Below are 24,134 nucleotides of genomic sequence, written 5' to 3' on the forward strand. Positions count from 1 at the left end.
ACGATGCGCGCGTTTCGCATTAAGTGAATGCTTCAAGTTTAAGCTTGAACGCTTCAAGCAGCCTTGGTCAGCATGGCATAGATCTCGTCCTTGAGTACGGCGCGCTTGCGGCGCTGCTCGCTCTCGGCCAACTCATCCATCGGGGCGACATTGGTTTCGGCCTTGTGGATGATGCGGTTCACCTCGTCATATTCTTTGGACAGCCTGGCGAAATGGGCGTTGGTTTGCTCCAGCTTGGCAATTTCCTCGGTCTTGTCCGGGAATTCTTCGCTCAGCTGGTGGGGGACATGGGTCATCTGCGGACTCCTCTTGTTGCAGGTTGTGTACAGTTTGCGCGGGCAAATCCGCCCGCGCATTGACTCGAATCAAACCGCGCTACTCCCCGCGCGGAAAACGCGCATTTTCTTCAACCACGTTCAGGTCCATGTGATTGCGCATATAGCGCTCGGACGCCTTTTTCAGCGGCTGATAGTCCCATGGGTAATAGCCACCCTCGCGCAGCGCCTCGTAAACCACCCAGCGCCGCGCCTGGGATTCGCGCACCTGCGCGTCGAAAGCCTGCAGATCCCAGCGCGCCTCGGCCATGTCTGAAAACGCTTTCTGCGTGTCGGCATGGGCCGGATCAGCGGCCAGATTGGTCAGCTCATGCGGATCGGCCTCAAGATCAAAGAGCTGATCAGGATCGAGGCTGCAGCGGTTGAACTTCCACTTGCCCTGCCGCAGCGAGACGAGCGGCGCGTAGGACGCCTCGGCGGCGTATTCCATCGCAACCGGCGCCTCGCGCGTCTGGCCCTGACCCAGCGGGACCAGCGATTGTCCCGCGACCCATGGCGCGATCTCCTCAATACTGACACCCGCCAGATCGCACAGCGTCGGGCAGACGTCGATATTGCTGACGGGCGTGTCGATGCGCCCCGGCTCCATCCCCGGTGCCGCGATCATCATCGGCACGCGCGACGAGCCCTCAAGGAAGCTCATCTTGAACCAGAGCCCGCGCTCGCCCAGCATGTCGCCGTGATCCGAGACGAACAGAATGATCGTTTCCTCGGTCTGGCGCGTACCGTCTAGCGCCTCCATCACCTCGCCGATCTTGTCGTCGAGATACGAGATATTGGCGAAATAGGCCCGCCGCGCGCGGCGGATGTGATCCTCTGTGATGTCATAGCTGCGCCAGTCATTGGCGTCGAAGATGCGCTGCGAATGGGGATCGTGGTCTTCGTAGGCAAAGGCCGGAACCTCGGGCAGCAGGTGCTCGCAATCCTCGTAGAGATCCCAGTATTTCTTGCGCGCCACATAGGGATCATGGGGATGGGTGAAGCTGACCGTCAGGCACCACGGGCGCAGATCCTTGCCACGCGCCAGGTCATAGACCTTGCGCGTTGCCTCGTAGGCGACCTCGTCATCATACTCCATCTGGTTGGAAATTTCGGCCACACCCGCGCCGGTGACGCTGCCCATGTTGTGATACCACCACTCGATCCGCTCGCCGGGCTTGCGGTAATCGGGCGTCCAGCCGAAATCGGCGGGATATATATCAGTCGTCAGGCGCTCTTCAAAGCCATGCATCTGGTCGGGGCCGACGAAATGCATCTTGCCCGAAAGGCAGGTCTGATAGCCCGCGCGCCGCAGGTGATGCGCGTAGGTGGGGATATCAGCGGCGAATTCCGCAGCGTTGTCATAGACGCGGGACCGCGAGAGCAAAAGGCCCGACATGAAACTGGCGCGCCCCGGCGCACAAAGGGGGCTGGCGGTATAGGCATTGGCAAAGCGTGTGGAGCGCGCGGCGAGCCGCTTGAGATTGGGCGCGTGCAGCCAGTCGGCAGGGCCATCGGGAAACAGCGTGCCGTTCAACTGGTCGACCATGAAGATCAGGATATTGGGACGGCTCATGTGCGGACTCCTCTCAGGCTGCATGGGCGGCAGGGCGCAAGGCGCGGCCCGTCCCTCCTTTGGCACCGGGGCGCGCGGCTGCACTCGTGCTGTCACACAAGGTTCACCGCGGCGCTATTGAAATTTCATTGACTCGTCAATCTGCAGACTGAATGCTCAGCGGCGCCCGCAACGCTGCCCCGCGGCGCGCCCGTAAATGGTTGCAACCCGGCGCAACGGTATCATAACGTTGTGAGGCGCATCATCGCCTGCCCGCCCCGACAGAGGCGCCGCAGGCCGCGGATCCGGAAACCGCAGCGCGGCAATGACCAACCGGAAGAGACAAGGCACCCCCCTGCCACGTGTGGCGGGATGAAAAACAAGACCTTGATAGAAACGATAAAAGGGAAGATTTACATGTCGCTCATCACGAATGGACGCCTTGACCGGCGCGGATTTCTGAAAACCACCGCTGCAGGTGCCGTTGCGGCCTCTCTGCCGCTGGGCGGCGCCATGGCCGCCACGCCCAAGAAGGGCGGCCACCTGCGCGTCGGCAAGGGACATGGCCAGACAACCGATACGCTGAACCCCGGCCAGTGGGAAAACGGCTATATGATTGCGCTGACCTTCGCCAAGGACGGCCACCTGACCGAAGTGCTGGCCGATGGTTCGATCGGCCCCGAGATCGCCGAAAGCTGGGAGGCGTCCGAGGATGCCGCAACATGGCGCTTCAAGATCCGCAAGGGCGTCACCTACCATTCGGGTAAGACGGTCACACCCGAGGACGTGGCCGCATCGATCAATTTCCATCGTGCCGAAGGCACCACCTCGGCCGCCGCGCCGATTGTCGCCCCGATCCAGGAGATCACAATCGAAGGCGATACCGTGATCTTCAAGCTCGATGGCGGCAATGCCGACTTCCCCTTTATCCTTAGCGATTACCACCTTCCTGTTCTTCCCGCCGACGGTGAGGCCGGCATTGACTGGAAGTCGGGCGATGGCTGCGGCAGCTACAAGATCCGCGATTTCAACGCAGGCGTGTCCACCACGTTCGAGCGCAACGAGAATCACTGGCGCGATGATGTCGCCTGGTTCGACACGATCGAAATGCTGTCACTGACCGATCAGAACGCCCGCACAACGGCCCTGGTGTCGGGCGATGTCGATACCATCGACAAGCTGGATCTCAAGACCGTCGGCCTGCTGGCGCGCAACGCTGATCTGAACATCAGCTCGATCGCGGGCACACAGCATTTCACTTTCGCCATGGATTCGCGCGCAGAGCCCTATACCGACAACAACGTGCGGCTGGCGATGAAATACGCGGTCAACCGCGAGGAGCTGGTCGAAAAAATCCTCTTCGGCTACGGCTCGGTCGGCAACGACATGCCGATCGGCTCGGGCCAGCAGTTCTACAATACCGAGCTGGAGCAAAAGACCTTCGATCCCGACAAGGCCAAATTCTATCTGAAGGAAGCCGGGCTCGACAGTCTCGAAGTCAGCCTTTCGGCCTCGGACGCCGCCTTTGCCGGTGCGGTCGATGCCGCCACGCTCTATCAGAATTCGGCCAAGGAGGCGGGCATCGATCTGAAGGTCGTGCGCGAGCCGAATGATGGCTACTGGTCGGACGTGTGGATGAAGAAACCCTTCACCGCCGTCTATTGGGGCGGCCGCCCCGTGCAGGACCAGATGTTCGCGACCGCCTTTACCTGCGGCGCCGACTGGAATGACGGTTTCTGGTGCAACGAACATTTCGATACGCTGCTCAAGCAGGCTCGTGCCGAACTGGATCAGGACAAGCGCCGCCAGCAATACTGGGAGTTGCAGGAGATCGTCAGCACCCAGGGTTCGATCGTGATCCCGATGTTTGCCAACTACGTCTACGGCTCGCATAAGAAGATCGGCATGCCCGAGAATGTCGCGTCAAACTGGGACATGGACGGCGAGCGCTGGGCCGAGCGTTGGTGGTTCGCCTGATTCAGGCTTAGGGGCGGCGCGCCGCCCCACTGACCGGAAAATCAATGCTGCCGCGCCGCACCACGGCCCGGCAGCATTTTTCGTGTTGGACGCCCTCGGGCACGTTCCGAGGCTTGCGCAGAACGCAAGTCCCGTGGTTCTAATCAGGCAAAGCCCCTGCCCGGATACCGACATGAGCGATCTGCCCCCCACCGACGATGCCCGCCTCCCGGCCTCCGCCGAGGCGCATATGTCAGACGCGCCGCGCCTGACGGACAGCCCCGACTGGCTCTATCTTTTGCGCGAGTTCGACGCACTCTACCGCTTCGGCTCGGACGGGGGCAGCCCTGTCATCCGCAGTCATCGCAAGCGGGTGCGCGACGGGCTGTCGGCGACGATTGCCGCAAACCTGCCCATCTTAGCACGCCAGCCCGAAACGCTGCCCGTGACCGCTCACCTCGCACGCGCCCTCGATCTGGGCGAGCGGGCGGCGATGCAGGGCATGGCCCGCGCCTTGCGCGAAGTCCGCGCCTCGCTGACATGGGAATATGGCTACGAGCAGATGCCCAAGGCACTGGCACGCAAATACGCGTTCTGCGAAATCCTTGGCCAAAAGGGGCCGGTTCAATCGGACCGGCTCAACCTCGGGTTCGTTCTTTTTGCGCCAACGACGACCTATCCGCAGCACAGCCATCAAGATATCGAGGAAAGCTATATCTCGATCGCAGGTGCCTGGTCAGAAAACAACGGCGCAGTCTATGCGCCCGGATCGCTGATCTATAACGGCTCGGGCGTCGAGCACCGCATCACGACCGGCGACCGCGATCCCTGCCTGCTGGCCTATGCCTGGGTTGGCCCTGCGCATCGCCTTGCCTCCCCGGGCATGAAACTCAGCCCGACACGGCGGCCCAAGGCGGGCTGACAGGGCGGCTGAGCCGCTCAGACCTTTGTGGCGGTACTGTGCGGCGTGATCGCCCGGCGCTTCAGTATGGCCTCGCGCCAGGTGATGAAGCTGACCGAGCCGACGATGACCAGCCCGCCCAGCACCACGTAGGGATCCACCGCCTCGTCAAAGACCAGCGCGCCCAGCAGAACCGCCCAGACCAGTTGAAGGAACGTCATCGGCTGCGTCACCGCCAGTGGCGCGGCGCGAAAGGCCAGCATCATCGTGTAATGCCCCGCCGTCGCCAACACCGCGACACCGAAGAGCGTCACCAGCTCCAGCAGCGTGGGCGTCACCCAATGCAGCGCGGCGAAGGGCGCAAGGCCAACCGTTACAGTCAGCGACAGCATCGCCACGACGACCACCGGCGATGCCTCATCCGTCGCCAGCTTGGCCAAGAGGTAGGAGGCGCCGAAGCTGATGGCCGTGACCAGCATAGCCATATGGCCCGGCCCCACTTCGCGCAGGCCGGGGCGCAGGATGATGACCGCGCCTAGCAAGGCCACGAGGATCGCTATAAGGCGGCGCATCGCCAGCCGCTCGCCGAGGAACAGCGCGGCGCCGATCGTCACGTAGATGGGCGACAGGTAATTCATCGCCGTGACATCCGCGAGAGGGATATGCGCCATCGCATAGAACCACAGCGCCACGCCGATGGTATGCACCGCGCCACGCCCGCAGAAGATGCCCAGAAGGCGCGGTGTAAGATGCGCGCGCCGGATGGCTGGTATGGCCGGGATCAGCAGCACAAGGCCGAGGGCATAGCGCAGAAACGCGGTTTCGGCTGCCGGGATGCGTGACCCGATCGTCTTGACCAGTGCGGTGACGCCCACGAAGAGCAGGCCGGTCACCACCATCCAGAAGATGCCCCAGCTGGGCCGCGTATTGATCTCACTAGCCATTCGCGCATTGAGAGATGAATTGAAAGGGAATGTCGAGGGACGATCTGCTTGATACCTCGCGCGTTTTCTAGCGGCCCTTGATGCTGATGGTAAAGCTTCGCTGCGCGCCTGGCGGCGGCGCGGGGAACGGGGCCGCGCGCCGGATCATCTGGAGCGCCGCATTGTCCAGCTGCGACGAGCCCGAGCTGGACGCAATGTCCAGTCCCGCCAGACCGCCGCCAGCCGCCACGCTGAAATTGACCACCGCGGTCCCTCGCGAGGTCGAGCGCGGGCGCGCTACGCGCGAGATTTTCGCCATCACGACGCCCGGATAGTTGGACGCCGCCGCATTACCCGCCGCCTGCGGTTTTTGCGCGCCTGCGCCGCTGGTCGCGGCCTTGGCGCGCTCCATGCCGGAAGCGGTGCCTTTGGCCGCATTCTGCTCGGCATTGCCGCGCGGGGCTGGCTGGGCCTGTTGCTGGAGTTCCGGCTTGGGCTTGGCCTGCGGCGCGGCCCGCGCGCGCGCATTTGCCGCCTCGAATTCGGGCGTGCGAAGTTTGGGGCGCAGGGACTTGGCGACGGCGTGGCTGGCCTCTTTCGCCGGGCGCACCGCCTTGGCGGGTGCAGGTACGTCCGGCGCGGGCATCTCCACAGTATGCGGCATCACCTCGGGGCTAGGGGCGGGCTCTGCCGCGACAGGCTCGCCGCGCTGCGGCTGCAGGGCGGCTTGCGGCGCGGGTGTCAGCGCCGCCCGGGGCGTCACTTCGGCAGGCGGCAGCGCCTCGGCAGGCTCGGTCGCGCGCGCGGCGGTCAAGGTGCCGGCCGCCATGTCGGCAAAGCTGGTGCCCAGCCGCGTCTCGGGCGCGCCGGCGCCGCCCTCGATCTGGGTCTCGGACGTGTCCACCAGCACCAGCGCCAGCGCCGCATGCACCAACAGCGCAATGCCCAACGCCACCAGCGCGATATTGCGCGAGGCGGCGATCACGGCGCGCGCCGGTCCCAGACCTCGGCAACCTGATGATATCGGATGAGAGCCATCATTTCTTTCCCTCGGCGGCCTCGCCCCTCCGCACGGTACGAGCAAACCCTTACAGTAACATTCAGGCAGTCACCACATTCCCACTCGAAGTGGTGCCACATCGCGGCCGCTATGGACAAGGCGCGCTCCACTACGCCAAATGCGGCGCATGAGCCACGACGCAACATACCCCGCCATCAGCGATCTCAAGGACCGCGCCCGCGCGCGCCTGCCCCGTTTTGTCTGGGAGTATCTCGACAGCGGCACGGGCACTGAGCGCGCGCGCCACGGGGGTCCCGCCGCGCTGCAAAGCGTCGAGATGATGCCTTCGATCCTGCATGGCGAATTCACGCCGGACCTTGGCACGACCCTCTTTGGGCGCGCGCACCCCGTGCCCGTCGGGATCGGCCCGGTGGGTATGTCCGGGCTGGTCTGGCCAGACGCCGAGCGCCACCTGGCCCGCGCTGCAGCCACCGCGCAGATCCCCTACACCCTCTCGACCGTTGCCGCGCAGACGCCCGAGACTATCGGCCCGCTGGCGGGCGATGACGCGTGGTTTCAGCTCTACCCCCCGCGCGACGAGGGCATTCGCCGCGACATGCTGGAGCGGGCGCGCAAGGCGGGTTTCAAGGTGCTTGTGCTGACCGTCGATGTGCCTGTCGCCTCGCGGCGCGAGCGTCAGACACGCTCGGGGTTGACCCAGCCGCCGCGCCTGACACCCCGCCTGATGGCGCAGGTGGCGCTGCGCCCAGCCTGGGCGCTGGGCATGGCGCGGATGGGCATGCCGCGCATGCGCATGATCGACAGCTACGCGGGCGACACCTCGGGCCTGCCATCGACGGCGCATGCGGGATACCTTTTGCGCACCTCGCCCGATGCGGGATATCTGGACTGGCTGCGCGCAAACTGGGACGGCCCGTTGGTCGTGAAAGGCGTGCTCGATCCCGCCGACGTGCCAAGGCTGCAAGCGGCCGGTGTCGATGGCATCTGGATTTCCAACCATGGCGGACGCCAGTTCGACGGCGCGCCAGCCACAGTGCGCCAACTGCCCCGCATCCGCGCGGCGACGGACCTGCCTTTGATCTTCGACGGGGGCGTCACCGGCGGGCTCGACATCCTGCGCGCGCTGGCGCTGGGGGCCAATTTCGTGATGATGGCGCGGCCCTGGCATTACGCGCTGGCCGCCCTTGGCCCCGAGGGGCCGGCGCATCTGGTGCATATCCTTGCCGCCGATATGACGGCCAATATGGGCCAGCTTGGCGCGCGCCGCCTGGCGGACCTGCCCGGTCGGCTGATCCGAGACCAAACCGGGTAGGAAATGTCGCAAAAGGATGGGCCACGCGCCGCATCTGTTGCGCGAATCCGGCGCGATTTCTACAAAAGTAGAAATAAGTTGCGCTGCGCTGCGGCAATTCGCACTCTGCGCGCAACCGGGCAGTGACCCGCGCAGACATAACGGGGGACGCGCCGATGACCGAGTTCAAGAAGATACTGATCGCCAACCGCGGCGAGATCGCCATCCGCATCATGCGCGCCGCCAACGAGCTCGGCAAACGCACGGTCGCCGTCTTTGCCGAAGAGGACAAGCTGGGCCTGCACCGCTTCAAGGCGGACGAGGCGTATCGCATCGGCGAGGGTCTCGGCCCCGTCGCGGCGTATCTGAGCATCGACGAGATCATTCGCGTCGCCAAGGAGAGCGGTGCCGACGCCATCCATCCCGGCTATGGCCTGCTGTCCGAGAACCCCGATTTCGTCGATGCCTGCGAGGCGAACGGCATCACCTTCATCGGCCCGAAGGCCAGGACGATGCGCAGCCTCGGCGACAAGGCCAGCGCGCGCCGCGTCGCCATCGAGGCGGGCGTGCCCGTCATCCCGGCAACCGAGGTGCTGGGCGACGATATGGATGCCATCCGTGCCGAGGCCGCGGAGGTGGGGTATCCGCTTATGCTCAAAGCGTCCTGGGGCGGCGGCGGGCGCGGCATGCGCCCCATCAACGGACCGGACGAGCTGGAGGAAAAGGTGCTCGGAGGCCGGCGCGAGGCCGAGGCCGCCTTCGGCAATGGCGAGGGCTATCTGGAAAGGATGATCCTGCGCGCGCGTCATGTCGAGGTGCAGATCCTCGGCGACAAGCACGGGAACATGTATCACCTTTATGAGCGGGACTGCTCGGTCCAGCGCCGCAACCAGAAGGTGGTCGAGCGCGCGCCGGCGCCCTACCTGACCGAGATCCAGCGCGCCGAGATTTGCGAACTGGGCTACAAGATCTGCAAGCATGTCGATTACGAATGCGCCGGTACGGTCGAATTCCTGATGGATATGGACACCAACCAGTTCTACTTCATCGAGGTGAACCCCCGCGTGCAGGTCGAACATACCGTGACCGAGGAGGTCACCGGCATAGACATCGTGCAAGCCCAGATCAAGATCGCCGAGGGCAAGACGCTGGCCGAGGCGACGCGCAAGAAGAGCCAGGACGATATCCGCCTGCATGGCCACGCGCTGCAGACGCGCATCACGACCGAAGATCCGCAGAACAGCTTCATCCCCGATTATGGCCGCATCACCGCCTATCGCTCGGCCACCGGCATGGGCATCCGCCTCGATGGCGGCACGGCCTACGCGGGCGGCGTCATCACGCGCTTCTACGACAGCCTGCTGGTCAAGGTGACGGCCCACGCGCAGACGCCGGAGGCGGCGATCGCGCGGATGGACCGCGCGCTGCGCGAATTCCGCATCCGGGGCGTTTCCACGAACATTGCCTTTGTCGAGAACCTGTTGAAGCATCCCACGTTCCTCGACAACACCTACACGACCAAGTTCATCGACGACACGCCCGAGCTTTTCAACTTCCGCAGTCGCCGCGACCGGGGCACAAAGGTGCTGACCTATATTGCGGACATCACCGTCAACGGGCACCCCGAAACCAAGGATCGCCCCCGCCCCCGCGCCGACCTCAAGGATCCGCGCCCGCCCAAGCCCCGCTGCGCGCCGCAGCACGGCACACGCAATCTGCTTGAGGAAAAAGGCCCGCAGGCCGTGGCCGACTGGATGAAGGCGCAAAAACAACTGCTGATCACCGATACTGCCATGCGCGATGGGCACCAGTCGCTGCTGGCGACACGCATGCGCAGCCGCGACATGATCCGCATCGCCCCCGCCTATGCCGCGCATCTGCCGCAGCTCTTCTCGGTCGAATGCTGGGGCGGCGCAACCTTCGATGTCGCCTACCGCTTCTTGCAGGAATGCCCGTGGCAGCGCCTGCGCGATCTGCGTTCGCGCCTGCCCAACGTGATGACACAGATGCTGCTGCGCGCCTCGAACGGCGTGGGCTACACCAACTACCCCGACAACGTGGTGCAGGAATTCGTGCGGCAGGCCGCCGAGACGGGCGTTGATGTCTTTCGCGTGTTCGACTCGCTCAACTGGGTGGAAAACATGCGCGTGGCGATGGATGCTATCGTGGACTCCGGCAAGATCTGCGAAGGGTCGATCTGCTACACCGGCGACATCCTGAACCCCGACCGCGCCAAGTATGACCTGAAATACTATGTCGGCATGGCCCGCGATCTGGAGAAGGCGGGCGCGCATGTGCTGGGCCTCAAGGACATGGCGGGCCTCTTGAAGCCCGCCGCCGCGCGTAAGCTGATCGCAGCGCTCAAGGACGAAGTGGGCCTGCCGATCCATTTCCACACCCATGACACCGCCGGCATTGCCAGCGCCACGATCCTCGCCGCCGCCGATGCGGGCGTCGATGCGGTCGATTGCGCGATGGACGCGCTTTCGGGTAACACCTCTCAGGCCACGCTCGGCTCGGTCGTCGAGGCGCTGGCGCATACCGAGCGAGACACCGGCCTCGACATCGCTGCCGTGCGCGAGATCTCGGATTACTGGGACAATGTGCGCGGACATTACGCCGCGTTCGAGTCGTCCATGCAAGCGCCCTCGTCAGAGGTCTATCTGCATGAAATGCCTGGCGGTCAGTTTACCAATCTCAAGGAGCAGGCCCGCTCGATGGGTCTTGAGGATCGCTGGCCCGAGGTGGCGCAGACCTATGCGGATGTGAACCAGATGTTCGGCGATATCGTCAAGGTAACGCCCTCCTCCAAGGTGGTGGGGGACATGGCGCTGATGATGGTCAGCCAGGGCCTGACGCGCGCGCAGGTCGAAGATCCCGCGCATGACACGTCATTCCCCGATTCGGTGATCGACATGCTGCAGGGCAATCTGGGCCAGCCTCCGGGCGGTTTTCCCTCGGCGCTGACCGCCAAGGCGCTGAAGGGTGAGGCCCCCAATACCGAGCGTCCCGGCACGCATCTGGCGCCCGTCGATCTGGAAGGCACCCGCGCCGAGCTGCGCGCGCAACTGGAAGGCCGTGCCGTCGATGACGAGGACCTGAACGGATATCTCATGTATCCCAAGGTATTCCTCGATTACATGGGCCGCCATCGCATCTACGGCCCGGTGCGTACTTTGCCGACTCGCACCTTCTTCTACGGAATGGAGCCGGGCGAGGAGATTACTGCAGAGATCGACCCTGGCAAGACCCTGGAAATCCGCCTGCAGGCCGTGGGCGAGACGGGCGAAGATGGCGAGGTCAAGGTTTTCTTCGAGCTGAACGGCCAGCCCCGTGTCATCCGGGTACCCAACCGGCTGGTCAAGGCCAGCACAGCGGCGCGCCCCAAGGCCGAGCTGGGCAACCCCGATCATGTTGGCGCGCCCATGCCGGGCGTCGTGGCCAGCGTCTCGGCCACGCCGGGCAAGAGCGTCAAGGCGGGGGACCTCTTGCTGACCATCGAGGCGATGAAGATGGAGACAGGGCTGCATGCCGAGCGCGACGCGGTGGTCAAATCCGTCCACGTCACTCCTGGCGGGCAGATCGACGCCAAGGATCTCCTGATCGAGCTGGAATAAGCGGCATGCGCAAAATCCTGATCTTTACTGATTTGCACTATACAGCCCCCGGCACACCGATCGGCCATCTGGATCCCGACGCGCGCTTTCGCGAGGGGCTGGCCCATGCGCTGGCGCAGTTCCCCGAGGCCGAGCGCGTGGTCATCACCGGTGATCTCACGCATCACGGCCACCCCTCGGAATACGCCCGGTTGCGCATCGCGCTGGCGGACTGTCCCCTGCCCGTGCATCTGACCATCGGCAATCACGACCGCCGCGCGCAGTTCATCGGGGCTTTCCACGAGGCGCCCCTGACCCCCGAGGGGCATGTCTGTCAGGTGATCGACACGGGCGACACGCGGCTGATCGTGCTTGATACGGTCAATGATGGTCATCATGCCGGCTTGCTATGCAGCGCGCGACTTCAATGGCTGGACGCGGCACTGGCCGCTGCGGAGGGACGCCGAACGGTTATCTTCATGCACCATCCACCGATGCCGGTCGGCTTTGCCGCGATGGACGATATCGGCCTCGCGAATCGGGCCGAGTTCCTCGCGCTGCTCAGCCGCCGCGCCAGCACCTGCCAGATCGTCGCGGGCCATGTGCACCGCACGATCTCGGGCGCGGCGGGCGGAATCGCGACGACAGTGCTCAAAAGCCCCTGCCACCAATCGCCGATCCTGCAGCCCGGCATGGACGCGCACACCTCGATTGACGAGCCCGGCGCCTATGGCATCCTCTACCTGGGCGACGAAGGCCCCGTCATCCATTCGGAGGATTTCGGGATCCCCGGCAGGCGGACGCTGAGCTACGTCTGAGACCGTCAAGCCTGCATGTGGCGGTCGGGGGTTTTACCCCTGGGCCTCCAGAGTATTTTTTGAACAATGAAAGATGTCGCACCATCAGCCTCTCGCAATTCGACTTTTTTCATTTAGCCCGAAATTTGCCCTTGCGGCGCCCGTCCGCAATTTGTAGATACCCCTCAATCGGTGCGGGCGTAGCTCAGGGGTAGAGCATAACCTTGCCAAGGTTAGGGTCGGGCGTTCGAATCGCCTCGCCCGCTCCAATTAGACCGCTACCCACGGTCACAAGATCAAGGCCGCCTTCGGGCGGCCTTTTCTTTTTTCGGCATGCGCGTTTTGCCGGGCAGCCCTTGGCGGGGCGCCGCGATCTGCCTATAAGCGCGGCAAAGATCAGGAGAGCGACATGCGCAGCGCCACGATTACCCGCAGAACCGCCGAGACCGATATTCGCGTTGCCATCACGCTGGATGGCTCGGGCAGCTACGACAACAAGACCGGCATCGGTTTCTTCGATCATATGCTGGACCAGTTGGCACGCCACTCGCTGATCGACATGCAAATCGCCTGCGAGGGCGACCTGCATATCGATGATCACCACAGTGTCGAGGATGTGGGCATCGCGTTGGGACAAGCGCTGGCCGAGGCGCTGGGTGACAAGCGCGGGATCCGCCGCTACGGCGCCTGCCTTTTGCCGATGGATGACGCGCTGGTGCGCGCGGCGCTCGACCTCTCGGGGCGGCCCTACCTCGTGTGGAACATGGACCTGCCCACCGCCAAGATCGGCACGTTCGACACCGAACTGGTGCGCGAGTTTTTCCAGGCGTTTGGGGCGCATTCCGGCATGACCCTGCATGTCGATGCGCTGCACGGGATCAACAGCCACCACATGGCGGAAGCGGCGTTCAAAGCCGTCGCCCGCGCGCTGCGCGAGGCCGTCGAGACCGATCCTCGCAAGGCGGACGCGATTCCGTCGACCAAGGGGATGCTGTGATCTGATGCGCACCGTCATCGTCGATTACGAGAGCGGCAACCTGCACTCGGCCGAAAAGGCGTTTCAGCGCATGGCGCGCGAGGTGGATGCGGGCGAGGTGATCGTGACCTCGGACCCCGAGACCGTGCGGCGTGCCGACCGGATCGTGCTTCCGGGCGACGGTGCATTCGCCGCCTGCCGGGCCGAGCTATACGACCATCGCGGGCTGTTCGAGGCGATGCGCGAGGCGGTGATCACCCATGCCCGCCCCTTCATGGGCATCTGCATCGGGATGCAGATGCTGGCCACGCGCGGGCTGGAGCATGGCGAGACGGCGGGTTTCGATTGGATCGGCGGCACGGTCGAGGCGATCACGCCGTCCGATCCGGCGCTGAAAGTGCCGCATATGGGCTGGAACGATCTGGTGCTGGATAGGGCGCACCCCGTGTTCGACGGTATCGAGACCGGCCAGCATGCCTATTTCGTCCATTCCTACCAGTTCCAGGTGGCCGATCCGGCGCATCTGCTGGCGCATGTGGACTATGGCGGGCCGGTCACCGCCGTGGTGGGCCGCGACAACCTGATCGGCACGCAATTCCACCCCGAGAAGAGCCAGGTGACGGGGCTACGCATGATCTCGAATTTCCTGCGCTGGACGCCCTGAAACTTTTTTTGTGAGTGACACCATGATCTTATATCCCGCCATCGACCTTAAGGACGGACAAGCCGTGCGCCTTCTGCGCGGCGAAATGGATGCCGCCACCGTGTTCAATGACGACCCGGCGGCGCAGGCCGAAGCCTTCGTCGCGGCGGGCTGCGAATGGTTGCACCTTGTTGATCTGAACGGGGCCTTCGCCGGTGCGCCCGTCAATGCCGCGCCGGTCGAGGAGATCCTGAAACGCTGCAAGGTGCCGGCGCAGTTGGGCGGCGGCATCCGCGACATGGCGACGATCGAGGCGTGGTTGTCGAAAGGTCTGGCGCGGGTGATCCTCGGCACCGTAGCCGTCGAAAATCCGGCGCTGGTGCGCGAGGCGGCCAAGGCGTTCCCCGGTCAGGTGGCCGTGGGCATCGACGCGCGCAACGGGCGGGTTGCGACCAAGGGATGGGCCGAAGAAACCGAGGTGATGGTGACTGATCTTGCCCGCAGCTTTGAGGACGCGGGCGTGGCCGCAATCATCTACACCGATATCGAGCGTGACGGCGCAATGCAGGGTCCAAATATCGAGGCGACGGCGGCGCTGGCGCATGCGGTCAGCATCCCGGTCATCGCGTCGGGCGGGGTCAGTTCGCTGGATGATCTGCTGGCGCTGCGTGATTGCGGCGCGCCGCTGAACGGTGCCATTTCTGGCCGCGCGCTCTATGACGGGGCGCTGGATTTGCGCAGCGCGCTGGACGCGCTGCGCTAAGCCTTAGTTGGCGGGGCCAGCGGCCTTGCTGGTCAGCTTGCCAAGGGCGGCACGCATTTCCGCGATGTAACCGGCGCCCGGCTCGACCCCGCTGAGATTGCCCAGCATGACCGCCGGATCCTCGTAGGCGAGGTACACCTGCCCGTCGAGCGACTCGTAGACCAGTACCTTCATCGGCAGATGCAGACCGGCAAGAATATCATCCTCCATCGCCTGCGAGCCCAGCTTGGGATTGCCGAAGATCAGAAGCTGCGACGGCTTGAGATCAATACCCACGCCTTCGGCCCCTGCCCCGTGATCAACGCGGGCAAAGACGGTGGCCCCGGCCGAGGTGACGGCCGCTTCGAGGCTGTCCATCGTCTCGCTCACGCTGCCTGCGGCCTCGACATGGGTTACGCTCTCTTCGCTGGCAAAGGCGGCGCTGCCCATCACGGCAATCAACGCGGCTGCGATAAGTCGTCTCATATGAAATCTCCTTGTCCGGTTTTTATCCTCTGGCCCTAGCATGTAGCGCGATTTGGCCATAGACAATCGCCTGACACGCCAAGGGCCGGATCAACCATGCTGAAAACCCGCATCATTCCCTGCCTCGACGTGGCCGATGGCCGCGTGGTCAAGGGCGTCAACTTCGTCGATCTGCGCGATGCGGGCGATCCGGTGGATGCCGCGCGCGCCTATGACGCCGCCGGTGCGGATGAGCTATGCTTCCTCGACATTCACGCAACGCATGAGAATCGCGGCACCATGTTCGACGTGGTGCGCCGCACGGCCGAGCAATGCTACATCCCCCTCACCGTGGGCGGCGGCGTCCGCACGCCGGCAGATGTGCGCGCGCTACTTTTAGCGGGGGCCGACAAGGTCAGCTTCAACTCCGCCGCCGTGGCCCGGCCCGAGGTGGTGCGCGAGGCATCGGACCAGTTCGGCAGCCAGTGCATCGTGGTCGCCATCGACGCCAAGACGGTCAGCCCGGGCAAGTGGGAGATTTTCACCCATGGCGGGCGGCGCGAGACGGGCATCGACGCGGTCGAGTTCGCGCGGCTGGTCGCAGGCTATGGCGCGGGCGAGATCCTGCTGACCTCGATGGACCGGGACGGCACGCGGGCGGGTTTCAACCTGCCTCTCACGCGGGCCATATCGGACGCGGTGGATGTGCCGGTCATTGCCTCGGGCGGAGTCGGCACGCTGGATCACCTGGTCGATGGTGTGAAGGAGGGCGGCGCCAGCGCGGTGCTCGCCGCATCGATCTTTCACTTCGGTGAGTTCACCATAGGTGAGGCCAAGGCGCATATGGCCGCCGCCGGAATTCCGATGAGGACAGGACTATGACTCTGGACGATCTGGAGGCTGTCATCGCCCGGCGCGCCGAAGCGGACCCCAAGAGCAGCTGGACCGCGAAACTGCTGTCCACGGGCCCTGAGAAATGCGCCGAGAAATTCGGTGAGGAGGCTATCGAGGCCATCATCGAGGCGGTAAAGGGTGACCGCGAGGCGCTGACCAGCGAGGCGGCGGATGTGCTTTTTCACCTCATGGTAATGCTGCGCGCGCGCGGTGTCGCCCTGAGCAACGTGATGGCCGAGTTGGAGCGCCGCCAATCCCAATCCGGCCTCGCCGAAAAAGCCAGCAGACAAGAGGGCTGAGATGATCAGGCACGTCGTTTTCTTTTCCGCGAGCGCGGATCAATCCGTGGACGAGGTCCGGGAGGGCCTGATGATGCTGGCAGAGATACCGCATGCCGAGCATTTCGAGGTGGGCCGCAACCTGCACAGCGACGCCATCACGCAGGAGGCGCCCGACCTGATCGTCTATGCCGAATTCGCCAATGAGGCCGCGCTGGCCGCGTTCAAGGCGCATCCCACCTATGCCGCATGCATCGCGCATGTGCGCCCCATGCGCGAGATGCGTATCGCAGCGGATTTCGTGGCGGGCTGAGGCTTAGGCCATCAGGCGCGGATACTCGATGGCCGGGCAGCGATCCATTATCACCTCAACACCGCGCGCGCGGGCCGTCTCGGCGGCCTCTTCATGCACGACGCCCAGCTGCATCCAGATCGTCTGCAGGTTCGGCAACGCGGCCAACGCCTCGTCCACGACACCGGGCACGTGTTCGGGGCTGCGAAAGACATCGACCATGTCGATATCGCCCTCGATGTCGGCAAGGTGAGCGACCACCTCCTGTCCCAGCAGGGTCTGGCCCGCAAGGCCGGGATTGACCGGGACCACCTCATAACCCTTGCCCAAGAGGAAACGCATCACGCCATGGCTGGGCCGCGCCGGATTGGCCGAGGCGCCGACAAGCGCGATGCGCCGCGTGGATTTCAGTATCTGCCGGATCGTGTCGTCTGTCATGGTGGCTCCCTCGCGTCTGCCTGTCCGCTGCAACGCTCCACAAAAAAGCGCCCGAAGTACAGACTTCGGGCGCAGTCACGGAACGAGGGACAGTGATAATAGACACCGAAGTTCCGGTCCGGCGTCTGTGCAATATCATTTAGGACTGAATCTCAGATTAAGAAGAGGCGGTAATAGACCTGTGATCGGCATGTGACCTTTTGCAGCATGACGGGCGTGCGGACCGTCCGCGCCAAGGGCCTCAATCAAAGATATCCTCGACCACATCCCAAATCTCTTCCAACGCCTTGCGCAGCAAGGGTTTGCGCCGTTTGCGCCTGCGGGAAGGCTGGCGATAGGCCTCGCGCTCGGCCCTCCGGCGCTGCTCCGGATCGTCGCGCCCCGTGTCGTAGGGATGGGGCGCGGGTTTGCGCCGCGGCGCGGGTTTGGGGGCGGATCCATCCCGCGATGGAGCATTGCAGGGCATCGCCTTCATCTCGTGCAGGGGTGCACCGCATGCCGCGCAGGACAACTCATGGCGGCCTTCGCCGCGCAGCACCAGCGCGGCGCGCGTCCCGCAATAGCAACACGTGGCGATCTTGCGCATGGTCTCTCCCGCTACGGCGCGGCCTGGTCCGGCGCCTGAGTGGCATATAGGGCCACCGCCGCCGCATTTGAGACGTTGAGCGAGCCAAAGCCGCCAAAATACGGGATTTTCACCAAAATGTCGCAGGTCTCACGGGTTTTTTGGCGCAGTCCCGGCCCTTCGGCCCCCAACACCAGCGCAACGGGGCGATCGCGCCGGCCCTCCATCGCCTGCTCGATCGTCTGGTCGGCCTCGCCGTCGAGACCCAGCACCAGGTAGCCCATCTTCTGCAGCTGCTGCATCGCATCGGCAAGGTTGCGCACCTGTTTGTAGGGCTGCCGCTCCAGCGCGCCGCTGGCGGTTTTCGCCAGCGCGCCGGTCTCGGGGGCGCTGTGATGGCGCGGCGCGATGACTGCGCAGGCGCCGAACACCTCGGCCGAGCGCAGGATCGCGCCCACGTTATGCGGATCCGTCACGCGGTCGAGCAGGATGATGCGCGGCGGGCGCCCGCCCTCGCCGCCGCCCAGCGCCAGCGTCTCCAGATCGCCCCAATCCAGCGGCTTGACCTCAAGCGCCGCGCCCTGATGCACCGATCCGGGATCGAGCGGCGCACTGAACTTGCGTGGATCCACCTCCTCGGGTGTCATGCCGGATGTGTCGATCGCCTTCTGCAACTTGTTGCGGGCGTTCAGCGTCACGATCAGGCGCAATTTCTCGCGTGCCGGATTCAGCAGCGCATCGCGCACCGCGTGCAGACCAAAGAGCCAGACCGTCTCGGCATCCGCCGCCTTCTTGGCCTGCTCCTTTTCGACCACCCATTTCGGTTTTTTCATGGCGCGTGGCCCCTTCTGCTTAGGCCGCGCAATATCGGGCGCGCCCGGCCTGCGTGCAAGGCGTTTTCCGCGCGGCGCGCCTGTCCGCACATGGCGGCCATTTTCCGGTTGACGCCTCACGGGCGCGCTTGTAATCAGCCCCCCACGTCAGGCGCTTGTGCGACTGGCCAAGTGGGCGACAGGCCGCAAGGTGTGGCAGGGGACTGTAACTCCCTCGCGGAGACGCACGCCAGGTTCGATTCCTGGGTCGCCCACCACTTTTCCATTTACGATGTCCGAATTGATGCGATGTCCATATTGATGCCGCGCATGACACAATCGCGCGCATTATGGGCATCTTTCCCTCGTGCATCGACAATCTGCGTCCTATAGTGCGAAAAAACGCATCTCACCAGCAGGATGGACATGGCAGGGCAGCCGGCAGCACCGCAGCATTTCAACGTGATGATCGTGGCGCAAGGCGGGCGGCTGCAATACGAGGCGCTGCTCTTTTGCCTGTCGCTGCGCAGCTATTGCCCGGACTTTTCCGGACGCCTGCTGATCGCCGAGCCGCAGCCCGGCCCCCTATGGCCGAACGATCCACGCGTCAAGGGCGATGAGACGCGCGCCATGCTGGAGGAATTGGGTGCCGAGATCGTCCCGTTTCACAACCAGCATTTCGGCCATGCCTACCCCTATGGCAACAAGATCGAGGCGCTGGCTGCGCTGCCCGAGGGCGAGCCTTTCGTGTTCTTCGACACCGACACGCTGATCACCGGCGATCTGGCCACCGTCCCGTTTGATTTCACCCGGGCCAGCGCATCGCTGCGGCGCGAGGGCACATGGCCCAAGCCCGAGCTTTATGGCCCCGGCTACGGCGCGATCTGGAAATCGCTCTATGACAAGTTCGGGCTGGATTACGAAGCCTCGCTCGACCAGAGCCAACCGGACGAATATTGGAAACGCTACCTCTATTTCAACGCCGGGTTCTTCTACTACATGTGCCCCCGCGCCTTCGGACAGCGCTTTCTCGACTATGCGCTCGCCATCCGCGACGATTCCCCCGAAGAGCTGATCTGTCAGGAGCTGGACCCGTGGCTGGACCAGGTGGCGCTGCCATTGGTAATCCATTCTCTGGGCGGCGGGCGCGATACCCTGCCCGAGGGCTATCTGGACGGCGCGGTCAGCTGTCACTACCGCCTGCTTCCGCTGCTCTATGCGCGTGAAGGCGATCACGTGGTCGACGCGCTGCACCACATCACCAACCACAACCGGGTGAAAAAGGTGCTGAAGGAATACGAGCCGATCAAGCGCATGGTCTATCAGGGCCGCGGCATGAAGGTGCGCGCGCTGTTCGACCAAGGCGATCTGCCGCGGCGCGAGCAGGCGATCCGCAATACGATCAAACGCAACGGGTTCTGGATGCGCTAGGCGACGTCGCCCGCCGGGATGGAGTCTCGCCACGCCGTCATCCCCCGCCTCATGATCAACCTGAATCGCATGATCATTGCCCGTTCCCCCGCCATCCCCTACAAATCCGCCAAGGGAATTTTCAGGAGGGGGCATCCCATGACACTCGGTTTTGACACTTTACAGGTTCACGCAGGCGCACGTCCGGATCCGGCCACCGGCGCGCGGCAGGTGCCGATCTACCAGACCACCGCCTACGCCTTTCGCGATGCCGAACATGCGGCCAAGCTCTTCAACTTGCAGGAAGTCGGCTATATCTATTCGCGCCTGACCAACCCGACCGTCGCCGCGCTGCAGGAGCGGGTTGCCACGCTGGAAGGGGGCGCGGGCGCCGTGTGCTGCTCATCCGGGCATGCGGCGCAGATCATGGCGCTGTTCCCGCTGATGGGACCGGGCAAGAACGTGGTCGTCTCGACGCGGCTTTACGGCGGCTCGATCACGCAGTTTAGCCAGACGATCAAGCGCTTCGGCTGGTCCGCAAGGTTTGTCGATATCGACGACATGGACGCGATCGCAGACGCCATCGACGACGACACGCGCGCAATTTTCTGCGAATCCATCGCCAATCCGGGCGGACATATCGCCGATTTGCGCAGCGTCGCGGATATTGCGGACAAGGCTGGTCTGCCGCTGATCGTGGATAACACCACCGCCACGCCCTATCTCTGCCGTCCGATTGAGCATGGGGCCACCCTCGTCGTCCATTCGATGACGAAATACCTCACCGGCAATGGCACCGTCACTGGCGGCGCGGTCGTGGATTCGGGCAAGTTCGACTGGTCCGCCTCGGACAAGTTCCCGTCGCTCAGCGCATCCGAGCCTGCGTATCACGGCCTCAAGTTCCACGAGACCTTCGGCGCGCTGGCCTTTACCTTCCACGGCATCGCCATCGGCCTGCGCGATCTGGGCATGACGCTGAACCCTCAAGCGGCGCATTACACGCTGATGGGCATCGAAACACTGTCCTTGCGCATGGAGCGTCACTGCGCAAACGCGCAGAAGATCGCGGAATGGCTGGAAGGCCATGATGCGATTTCGGGCGTGACCTATGCGGGTCTCAAAAGCTCGCCCTATCATGGGCGCATGGCGCAGGTCTGCCCCAAGGGCGCCAGCGGGCTCTTCACCATTTCGCTGAAAGGCGGCTATGACGCCTGCGTCAAGTTCGTCGATGCGCTGGAGCTGTTCAGCCATGTGGCCAATCTGGGCGATACCCGCAGCCTGGTGATCCACCCCGCATCGACCACGCACCGCCAGCTGAGCGAGGATCAGCAGCGCGCCTCGGGTGCAGGCCCCGAGGTGGTGCGTATCTCGATCGGCATCGAGACAGCGGATGATCTGATCACCGATCTGGACCAGGCCCTGACCAAGGCGGGATAGCGCGGGCGGGGGTTTGCCGGGCGGCGGGGCTTTTCCTTCCGTTCGGCAGGAACCTGCTATAGAATCATGTGGTGTGTGGCAGGACTCCCGCCGCGCAGCCTTGGGTGCTAGAGACGTGCAATGAAACCGAATTTTGCCTTGATCCTGTCCAGTGAGGACCTGACCCTTTTGCACCGGACCTATTCCGGATGGGCGCGGGTCGGCGATGTGCGTTTCGACGATCCGGATTTGCCCGGCGCCATTGCAGCGCTGCAGGAACGTGCGGGGCGACTACCCGGTGATCAGACATGCAAGATCGTGATCCCCGAGGATCAGATCAAATACCTCACCATCGAGGCAGAGGGCGATCCCGACACCGCCGTGCGCGCCGCGCTGGACGGCGCGACACCCTACGCGGTTGACGAGTTGGAATATGACTGGACCGCCGAAGAGGGCGTGATCCACATCGCCGCCGTCGCGCTGGAGACGTTGGGCGAGGCCGAGAGTTTTGCCGTCGAGAACGGCTTCGAGCCTGTCGGCTTTGCCGCGATCCCCGCGCATGGCGATTTCCGGGGCGAGCCGTTTTTCGGAGCCACGGCATGGGCCGGCACCGCCCTGCCCGAGGGCACCACGATCGAGCGAGACGCAGCCCCGATTCGCATCACCGGCGATGCCGAAATACCCGCCGAGGGAGATGCCGATGCGCCCGTTGCCGCAGCCGCGGCGCAAGCTGTGGCCGAGGCAGGCCCGGCCCCGAAAAAGGACAAGGCGGCATCCGGCGATGCGCCCCTCGCAAAGCCGGATAAGGGTGCCGAGACTCCCGCTCCGTCGCCCAAGGCCGAGCCCGTCAAGGGCACGGATGCAGGCAAGGCCGAGCAACCGGCGCCGACCGCCTTTACCTCGATCCGCGCCAGCCGCAGCGCCGAGGGCGCGCCGCGTGCGCCGCTTGTTTCAGGCGAGCCGCGGCTCAGCCGTCTGGGCGGGGTCGAGCCGGCACCCGCAACAGGCGCCGCCCCGCCCCTGCCCAGCCCTGCCGATAGCGGCGTCAACGACCCTGCCATGATGGCCGAGCTGGCCGCCAGCCTTCAGCCCGATCCCGAGGCGCGACTGGACCGCGACGCCGCCGCTGCCAGCCCCGAGCAAGAGGCCGAGGCCCCCGCCAGCGCAAGCCTGCCGGGCCTTTTCGGCACCCGAGCCGACAAAGAGGCGAGGGAAACCGCGCCCAAACCCGCCAGATCCCGCCCCCGCGAGGATGAAAAGCAGCGCATGACCGTATTTGGCGCGCGCCAAGCCGAAGTGCGGGGCAAACCGCGCTTTCTCGGCCTGATCCTGACGGCGATCCTGCTGCTCTTTCTGGTGGGCGTCGCGGCTTGGGCCTCGATCTTCCTCGATGACGGGCTGGCGCGGTTCTTTGGCGGCGGCGACATCAAGCTGGCGGACGTCCCTGCGACGAGCGAAGAGCAAGCTGATCCCGCCGCGCCCGAGGCCGAGGCAAGCGCACCCGCGCGAATCGCCCCGCTTCCGGATGGCGACGACGCGCGCGTTGCATCGCTGCCCGATGATGCTGGCGCAGCCCGCCCCGAGGTCGCCAGCCTGCCGGATCGCCCCTTGTCCCTGTCGCCGAGCGAGGCGCTGGCGCGCTATGCCGCCACCGGCATCTGGCAGATGGCCCCGTCCCCGCCGGAGACGCCAGGCGCAGGCGCACCGATAACCGATCTTTACCAGGTGTCGCTGGACCCCGGCGTCAATCTGGGCCTGCCCGCCACCCTGCCGCGCCGCGCCCCCGATGCAATCGACACCGCGCCCGAGGCCCCCGGTGCACCGCCGCCCGCCGGCACCCGCTTTGACTTCGACGCGCGCGGTTTCGTCCGCGCGACCCCGGACGGGGCCATGACGCCAGAGGGCGTTCGAGTCGTTGCGGGCCGCCCGCCCCTGACGCCGCCCGCCGACATGGCGCAGACTGTCACTGTGACAGCCGAAGTGCCCGTCACTGAGCCGGGTACCGGAGATGGCGCGAATGGTGCACCTGCGACCGAAGTGATCACCTTCACCGGCGATCCCGCTCTCGCAACAATCCGTCCCAAGGTGCGACCAAGCACCGCGATCGCCGATGAAACTGGCGGCGAGCAGGAGGAATCGGACGCGACCCAAGCGCCCGGCGTGCCCGAGACGCGCATTGCCGCATTGGAGGATCCCGTCATGGCTGGCGGTGGTGCCTCATCTCTGGCCGCCCTGCGTCCGCAGCCGCGTCCCGCAACAATGACAGCCGCGGCCGCCACACTGGCCAGCGCAAATGGCGCCGCCGCCGCACCCTTGGTCGACGGGGCCGCACTGACCCGGGCGATCGCCACCGCGCAACCTGACGCTGGCGCCGCGCAGCCGGACGCTGCAGAGGCCGATCCCGAAGAGCTGGAGGATGCGTTCGACAACGCGACCCCCCAGGCTGTCACCGCATCGCTGACGCCACTGCGCCGGCCCGGCGATTTCGATACGACCGTCAAGCGCACGCGCGAGCAGGCCGCAGCACAGCCGGTGCCAAGCTCTCAGCAGATTCAGCCCACCTTCCCGACCAGCGCATCAGTGGCCAAACAGGCAACAGAGAAAAACGTGTTGAAGCTGCGCGAGATCAACCTGATCGGCGTCTATGGCTCCAGCGCCAGCCGCCGCGCTCTGGTTCGGCTTGGCAACGGGCGTTACAAGAAGGTGCGCGTTGGCGATGCGCTGGATGGCGGACAGGTGGCCGCCATCGGCGATAGCGAGTTGCGCTACGTCAAGCGCGGCCGCAATGTTGTGCTGCGAATGCCGCAAGGCTGACCTCGCCGCTCACTGGCTCCCGCGCAAATTCCGTG

22 protein-coding genes and 2 tRNA genes are annotated in these 24,134 nt (G+C 64.8%); 16 read left to right on the forward strand and 8 right to left on the reverse strand.

The genetic code is table 11. The features are described from left to right. Positions 1–53: 53 nt before the first annotated feature. Positions 54–296, reverse strand: coding sequence for an HP1242/YdcH family protein (locus ACEWPM_RS06640; protein ID WP_393961645.1), 243 nt, complete (start codon positions 294–296; stop codon positions 54–56). Positions 297–375: 79 nt separating this feature from the next. Then, positions 376–1,890, reverse strand: a complete 1,515-nt coding sequence (betC, locus tag ACEWPM_RS06645) for a choline-sulfatase (protein ID WP_393961646.1) — start codon at positions 1,888–1,890, stop codon at positions 376–378. A 396-nt stretch (positions 1,891–2,286) separates the two neighbouring features. Between betC and ACEWPM_RS06650 the strand changes: the two genes are divergently transcribed. Both ACEWPM_RS06650 and ACEWPM_RS06655 read left to right on the forward strand, forming a co-directional pair. Continuing rightward, positions 2,287–3,846, forward strand: a complete 1,560-nt coding sequence (locus ACEWPM_RS06650) for an ABC transporter substrate-binding protein (RefSeq protein ID WP_393961647.1) — start codon at positions 2,287–2,289, stop codon at positions 3,844–3,846. Between the two features lie 229 nt (positions 3,847–4,075). Continuing rightward, positions 4,076–4,747, forward strand: a complete 672-nt coding sequence (locus ACEWPM_RS06655) for a dimethylsulfonioproprionate lyase family protein (RefSeq protein WP_393961695.1) — start codon at positions 4,076–4,078, stop codon at positions 4,745–4,747. A 17-nt stretch (positions 4,748–4,764) separates the two neighbouring features. Here the strand turns inward: ACEWPM_RS06655 and ACEWPM_RS06660 are convergent, their stop codons facing one another. Further along, complete coding sequence (locus tag ACEWPM_RS06660) at positions 4,765–5,670, reverse strand: DMT family transporter (protein ID WP_393961648.1); 906 nt, start codon at positions 5,668–5,670, stop codon at positions 4,765–4,767. Positions 5,671–5,737: 67 nt separating this feature from the next. Next, the gene (locus tag ACEWPM_RS06665) at positions 5,738–6,634 is read right to left on the reverse strand and encodes a TonB family protein (protein WP_393961649.1); all 897 of its coding nucleotides are present in this window, start codon (positions 6,632–6,634) and stop codon (positions 5,738–5,740) included. A gap of 202 nt (positions 6,635–6,836) precedes the next feature. Between ACEWPM_RS06665 and ACEWPM_RS06670 the strand changes: the two genes are divergently transcribed. The 7 genes from ACEWPM_RS06670 (at position 6,837) to hisA (ending at position 14,736) form a co-directional block, all read left to right on the forward strand. Further along, a complete protein-coding gene (locus tag ACEWPM_RS06670) occupies positions 6,837–7,982 on the forward strand; it encodes an alpha-hydroxy acid oxidase (RefSeq protein WP_393961650.1) in 1,146 nt (381 codons plus the stop codon). A gap of 155 nt (positions 7,983–8,137) precedes the next feature. Beyond that, positions 8,138–11,578, forward strand: coding sequence for a pyruvate carboxylase (locus ACEWPM_RS06675; RefSeq protein ID WP_393961651.1), 3,441 nt, complete (start codon positions 8,138–8,140; stop codon positions 11,576–11,578). Between the two features lie 5 nt (positions 11,579–11,583). After that, positions 11,584–12,375, forward strand: a complete 792-nt coding sequence (locus tag ACEWPM_RS06680; protein WP_393961652.1) for a phosphodiesterase — start codon at positions 11,584–11,586, stop codon at positions 12,373–12,375. 173 nt (positions 12,376–12,548) lie between these two features. Then, positions 12,549–12,623, forward strand: a tRNA-Gly gene (locus tag ACEWPM_RS06685). Positions 12,624–12,763: 140 nt separating this feature from the next. Next, positions 12,764–13,351 (forward strand): imidazoleglycerol-phosphate dehydratase HisB, encoded by a 588-nt coding sequence (hisB, locus tag ACEWPM_RS06690; RefSeq protein ID WP_393961653.1) that lies wholly within the window; start codon positions 12,764–12,766, stop codon positions 13,349–13,351. Positions 13,352–13,355: 4 nt separating this feature from the next. Beyond that, positions 13,356–13,994 (forward strand): imidazole glycerol phosphate synthase subunit HisH, encoded by a 639-nt coding sequence (gene hisH, locus ACEWPM_RS06695; RefSeq protein ID WP_393961654.1) that lies wholly within the window; start codon positions 13,356–13,358, stop codon positions 13,992–13,994. Between the two features lie 22 nt (positions 13,995–14,016). Then, positions 14,017–14,736 carry a 1-(5-phosphoribosyl)-5-[(5-phosphoribosylamino)methylideneamino]imidazole-4-carboxamide isomerase gene (gene hisA / locus ACEWPM_RS06700; RefSeq protein WP_393961655.1) on the forward strand — a complete coding sequence of 240 codons (720 nt, stop codon included), beginning with the start codon at positions 14,017–14,019 and terminating at the stop codon, positions 14,734–14,736. A gap of 3 nt (positions 14,737–14,739) precedes the next feature. Here the strand turns inward: hisA and ACEWPM_RS06705 are convergent, their stop codons facing one another. Then, positions 14,740–15,201, reverse strand: coding sequence for a DUF302 domain-containing protein (locus ACEWPM_RS06705; protein WP_393961656.1), 462 nt, complete (start codon positions 15,199–15,201; stop codon positions 14,740–14,742). A 96-nt stretch (positions 15,202–15,297) separates the two neighbouring features. Between ACEWPM_RS06705 and hisF the strand changes: the two genes are divergently transcribed. From hisF to ACEWPM_RS06720, 3 genes are read left to right on the forward strand one after another with little or no spacing between them, the layout of a single operon-like run. Further along, the gene (hisF, locus tag ACEWPM_RS06710) at positions 15,298–16,062 is read left to right on the forward strand and encodes an imidazole glycerol phosphate synthase subunit HisF (RefSeq protein WP_393961657.1); all 765 of its coding nucleotides are present in this window, start codon (positions 15,298–15,300) and stop codon (positions 16,060–16,062) included. Beyond that, on the forward strand, positions 16,059–16,373 hold the full coding sequence (locus ACEWPM_RS06715) for a phosphoribosyl-ATP diphosphatase (protein WP_393961658.1): 315 nt from the start codon (positions 16,059–16,061) through the stop codon (positions 16,371–16,373). The genes hisF and ACEWPM_RS06715 overlap by 4 nt, the downstream gene beginning before the upstream one ends. Position 16,374: 1 nt before the next feature. Further along, positions 16,375–16,665: a Dabb family protein gene (locus ACEWPM_RS06720; protein ID WP_393961659.1), complete on the forward strand. Its 291-nt coding sequence runs from the start codon at positions 16,375–16,377 to the stop codon at positions 16,663–16,665. A gap of 3 nt (positions 16,666–16,668) precedes the next feature. Here ACEWPM_RS06720 and ACEWPM_RS06725 read toward each other — a convergent pair whose 3' ends face one another. The 3 genes from ACEWPM_RS06725 to rlmB all read right to left on the reverse strand — a co-directional run bounded on the left by ACEWPM_RS06725 (position 16,669) and on the right by rlmB (position 18,480). After that, positions 16,669–17,082 (reverse strand): CoA-binding protein, encoded by a 414-nt coding sequence (locus ACEWPM_RS06725; RefSeq protein ID WP_393961660.1) that lies wholly within the window; start codon positions 17,080–17,082, stop codon positions 16,669–16,671. Positions 17,083–17,323: 241 nt separating this feature from the next. Next, the gene (locus ACEWPM_RS06730; protein ID WP_393961661.1) at positions 17,324–17,668 is read right to left on the reverse strand and encodes a hypothetical protein; all 345 of its coding nucleotides are present in this window, start codon (positions 17,666–17,668) and stop codon (positions 17,324–17,326) included. Positions 17,669–17,679: 11 nt separating this feature from the next. Then, positions 17,680–18,480 carry a 23S rRNA (guanosine(2251)-2'-O)-methyltransferase RlmB gene (gene rlmB / locus ACEWPM_RS06735; protein ID WP_393961662.1) on the reverse strand — a complete coding sequence of 267 codons (801 nt, stop codon included), beginning with the start codon at positions 18,478–18,480 and terminating at the stop codon, positions 17,680–17,682. A 173-nt stretch (positions 18,481–18,653) separates the two neighbouring features. Here rlmB and ACEWPM_RS06740 point away from each other — a divergent pair. From ACEWPM_RS06740 to ACEWPM_RS06755, 4 genes are all read left to right on the forward strand, one after another. Beyond that, a tRNA-Tyr gene (locus tag ACEWPM_RS06740) sits at positions 18,654–18,737 on the forward strand. Positions 18,738–18,885: 148 nt separating this feature from the next. Further along, a complete protein-coding gene (locus ACEWPM_RS06745) occupies positions 18,886–19,890 on the forward strand; it encodes a hypothetical protein (protein WP_393961663.1) in 1,005 nt (334 codons plus the stop codon). Positions 19,891–20,028: 138 nt separating this feature from the next. Then, positions 20,029–21,306, forward strand: coding sequence for an O-acetylhomoserine aminocarboxypropyltransferase/cysteine synthase family protein (locus tag ACEWPM_RS06750; RefSeq protein ID WP_393961664.1), 1,278 nt, complete (start codon positions 20,029–20,031; stop codon positions 21,304–21,306). A gap of 120 nt (positions 21,307–21,426) precedes the next feature. After that, positions 21,427–24,099 carry a hypothetical protein gene (locus tag ACEWPM_RS06755; RefSeq protein ID WP_393961665.1) on the forward strand — a complete coding sequence of 891 codons (2,673 nt, stop codon included), beginning with the start codon at positions 21,427–21,429 and terminating at the stop codon, positions 24,097–24,099. Positions 24,100–24,134 lie beyond the last annotated feature (35 nt).

The sequence above is a fragment of the Roseovarius maritimus genome (assembly GCF_043355895.2).
Lineage (GTDB): Bacteria > Pseudomonadota > Alphaproteobacteria > Rhodobacterales > Rhodobacteraceae > Roseovarius > Roseovarius maritimus.